Source organism: Psychromonas sp. (assembly GCF_041586535.1).
Classification (GTDB): domain Bacteria; phylum Pseudomonadota; class Gammaproteobacteria; order Enterobacterales; family Psychromonadaceae; genus Psychromonas.
On the sequence record NZ_JBFGZY010000219.1, the window covers coordinates 1 to 3,429 of the forward strand.

At 41.1% G+C, this 3,429-nt stretch carries 3 protein-coding genes; 1 reads left to right on the forward strand and 2 read right to left on the reverse strand.

Annotated features, from left to right (window positions below; translation table 11 throughout):
* A partial coding sequence (gene nrdA / locus ABZA00_RS16685) for a class 1a ribonucleoside-diphosphate reductase subunit alpha (protein ID WP_372883280.1) occupies window positions 1-2,270 on the reverse strand: 2,270 nt, incomplete at its 3' end.
* Between the two features lie 738 nt (window positions 2,271-3,008).
* On the opposite strand from nrdA, the gene ABZA00_RS16690 reads away from it, so the two are divergent.
* Complete coding sequence (locus ABZA00_RS16690; RefSeq protein WP_372883281.1) at window positions 3,009-3,203, forward strand: hypothetical protein; 195 nt, start codon at window positions 3,009-3,011, stop codon at window positions 3,201-3,203.
* A 117-nt stretch (window positions 3,204-3,320) separates the two neighbouring features.
* Here ABZA00_RS16690 and ABZA00_RS16695 read toward each other — a convergent pair.
* The coding region (locus ABZA00_RS16695) for a transposase (protein ID WP_372881343.1) at window positions 3,321-3,429 on the reverse strand (109 nt) is incomplete at its 5' end.

Below are 3,429 nucleotides of genomic sequence, written 5' to 3' on the forward strand. Positions count from 1 at the left end.
ATCTTACATGCGCCGCCGGCACAGTCATCGCTTTCATCCATCACATTTTCATCATCAGCCCCATCCCGGGTATTGTGATAGTACAATGTTTTAACACCCATTTTATAAGCAATCAACAAGTCTTTTAACAGGTTGGTCATAGGTACTTTTTTATCGTCAAAACGTTTCGGATCGTAATTGGTATTTGCTGAAATTGCCTGATCGACAAATTTCTGCATTAAACCAACCAGCTCAAGATACCCCTGGTTATTTGGAATGTTCCATAATAATTCATAGTTTTGTTTATACTTTTCATATTCAGGCACAACTTGTTTGAGAATACCGTCTTTACTTGCCTTGACACTCACATAACCGCGTGGTGGTTCAATACCGTTGGTGGCATTGGAAATTTGGCTCGATGTTTCAGATGGCATTAAGGCAGATAACGTAGAGTTACGTAAACCGTGTTTAACAATATCGCCGCGTAATGTTTCCCAATCCAGATGGTAGGGCTCATCACAAATAGCATCCAATGCTTTTTTGTAGTTATCCAGCGGTAATATCCCCTGCGAGTAACGTGTTTCGTTAAATTTAGGGCATGCACCACGCTCTTTAGCCAGTTTATTGGAAGCTTTTAAAAGATAGTACTGGATAGCTTCAAAAGTTCTGTGGGTCAGATTATTTGCGCTGCCATCAGAGTATTTAACCCCATTTTTAGCCAGGTAATAAGCGTAGTTGATTACCCCGATGCCCAGTGTACGACGCGCCATACTACTATTTTCAGCAGCAAGGATAGGGTAGTCCTGATAATCCAATAAGTTATCTAATGCGCGCACCGCCAGTTCCGCCAGCTCCTCTAATTCATCAAGCGACTCAATAGCGCCTAAATTCAGTGCAGACAGAGTACAAAGCGCAATTTCACCTTCTTCATCCATAATGTGCTGCAGCGGTTTAGTCGGCAGTGCAATTTCAAGGCATAAATTACTTTGGCGAATCGGTGCGACTTTGCTGTCAAATGGACTGTGGGTATTACAGTGATCGACATTCTGAATATAGATACGCCCGGTACTCGCGCGTTCCTGCATTAAGATGGAGAACAAGTTAACCGCTGAAATGCTGCGCTGACGAATATCCGGATCACCTTCGTATAAATGATATAAACGCTCAAACTCATCCTGATCTTCAAAAAAGGCGTCATATAACCCCGGGACATCGGATGGACTGAACAGGGTGATCTCTTTTTTGTCGATTAGGCGCTGATAAAATAAGCGGCTTAACTGCACCCCGTAGTCGAGATGACGTACCCGGTTGGACTCAATCCCGCGATTATTTTTTAACACCAGCAGTGATTCAACTTCCAAATGCCAAAGCGGGTAAAAAACGGTGGCTGCACCGCCACGTACACCACCTTGAGAACAAGATTTAACCGCTGTTTGAAAGTATTTGTAAAATGGAATGCACCCGGTGTGGTAAGCTTCACCACCACGGATGTTGCTTCCCAGAGCACGAATACGACCGGCGTTAATACCGATACCTGCGCGTTGCGAAACATATTTAACAATAGAGCTTGCCGTGGCATTAATCGAATCAAGGCTGTCACCCGTCTCAATTAATACGCATGAACTAAATTGACGGGTCGGCGTGCGTACTCCTGACATAATGGGCGTCGGTAATGAGATCTTAAATAGAGAAACCGCATCATAGAAACGCTTTATGTAATCCAGGCGGATCGACTTGTCATAGTTAGCAAACAGGCAGGCAGACACCATCAGATATAGAAACTGCGCACTTTCATAAATTTCACCGTTAACACGGTTCTGGATCAGGTATTTACCTTCAAGCTGTTTTACCGCAGCGTAAGAAAACTTTAAATCACGGTCATGGTCGATGAATTTCTCCATCTCTTCAAATTCTTGCTTGCTATAATCTTCAAGAAGATGCGCATCGTACTTGCCTTTAGAGCACATTTTGCTGACGTGCTCAAAGACACTCGGCGGCGTAAAGCGCTGGTAGGCTTTTTTACGCAAATGGAACACCGCAAGATGGGCCGCTAAATATTGGTAATCCGGTGACTCCTCTGAAATAAGATCGGCAGCCGCTTTAATAATCGTTTCATGGATATCGTCAGTGCGAATGCCATCATAAAACTGAATATGTGAATTTAATTCAACCTGAGAAACAGATACATTATTGAGCCCCTCTGCCGCCCAGGTAATAACGCGGTGGATTTTCTCAAGATCAATGCTCTCTCTTTTGCCATTTCTCTTTGTGACAAATAGGTTTTTATTCATTCAGGGACCCTTATATTTAGCAACTGCAGTGACACTTATTGATGCAGTTTTTATTGTGTTGCCAGGTTGTTAAAAGCACAATATATTGTGTTTAATATCATAAGGGGGCACAAGATAAAGCTTTTTAAGTTTTTTTCAAGAGAATATTTAATCGCTTCCGGTGGATAAGATTGTGGATAAACCGAGTAAACAAAAGTAGGTTAGTAATAACTAACAAATTACTTGGGAGCGCTTCTGATTTTAGTGGAATGCAACCTTTATTTTTAAAAAAGATATCACTAATACGGGTAAACATAATTATTAATAAAATATTGGAAACTGCGAGTATTATTATCTTTTTGCCTTTTACTTTTTAAAAAACGTTGCTGATCCGAGCTGAGTAATTGCAAACAGAATCTGCTGCCTGGAGTAAAGTTATTATTGCTCAGCAATGAATATTCTCAGATCCATCAGATCGGATCTATCTATTTTGAGAGGGCGCGGGGAGAAGTGAGGTTTTTTATCCTGTGCATTAAATCACGTTATCTGCAATAGACGGGGGGAAGTACTCTGTTTTGGCTATTGATTTTGATTTGGATCAATATAACCACTGTAAACTTAAGGTTATATATCATTAACGGCAGCTTAACAAATCATTAACCTTTAAGTTTGCTAGACTTAAATCGATTGCCAATTGGCGCGATGCAAGTGTTATAAATACAGTCCAAAACGAAAAAACATAAGTGTGGGGTAGCGATTATGAAACTACATATGGAAGAAAAATGTTACACTGATATCTGTTTGCATGGTAAGTGGTTTCATCATGATCATGGTGGCACCAGTGCTTATATGCTGGGTTCTCGTGAAGTTTTTGAGTTTGATAAAATGCCGACAACGGATGAAGAATTAGAAGCTTGTCTTGAGCCGATTGCAAGAAGTAAGATGTTTGCTTAAACAGGAGGGAATTGTTGCAGATAAGAAACAGGAATAAACGGCTGTTTTTTATCCATTTAGATGAAAAACACAGTCATTCATGGCGGTGATGAAAATCATTGATGCGAAGCATTAACGTTACTTAGGTCTATTTTGTTGCTCGATATAAGTCGTCAGGGCATCTAGCGCAGCACCGCCACATGATCCGGCAAAGTAACTGGGAGACCATAACGCACCATTCCATAGA

What these genes read in the sequence shown, in the direction of transcription:
- ABZA00_RS16690 (WP_372883281.1), top strand. Translation starts at nt 3,009, where the DNA reads ATGAAACTACATATGGAAGAAAAATGTTACACTGATATCTGTTTGCAT.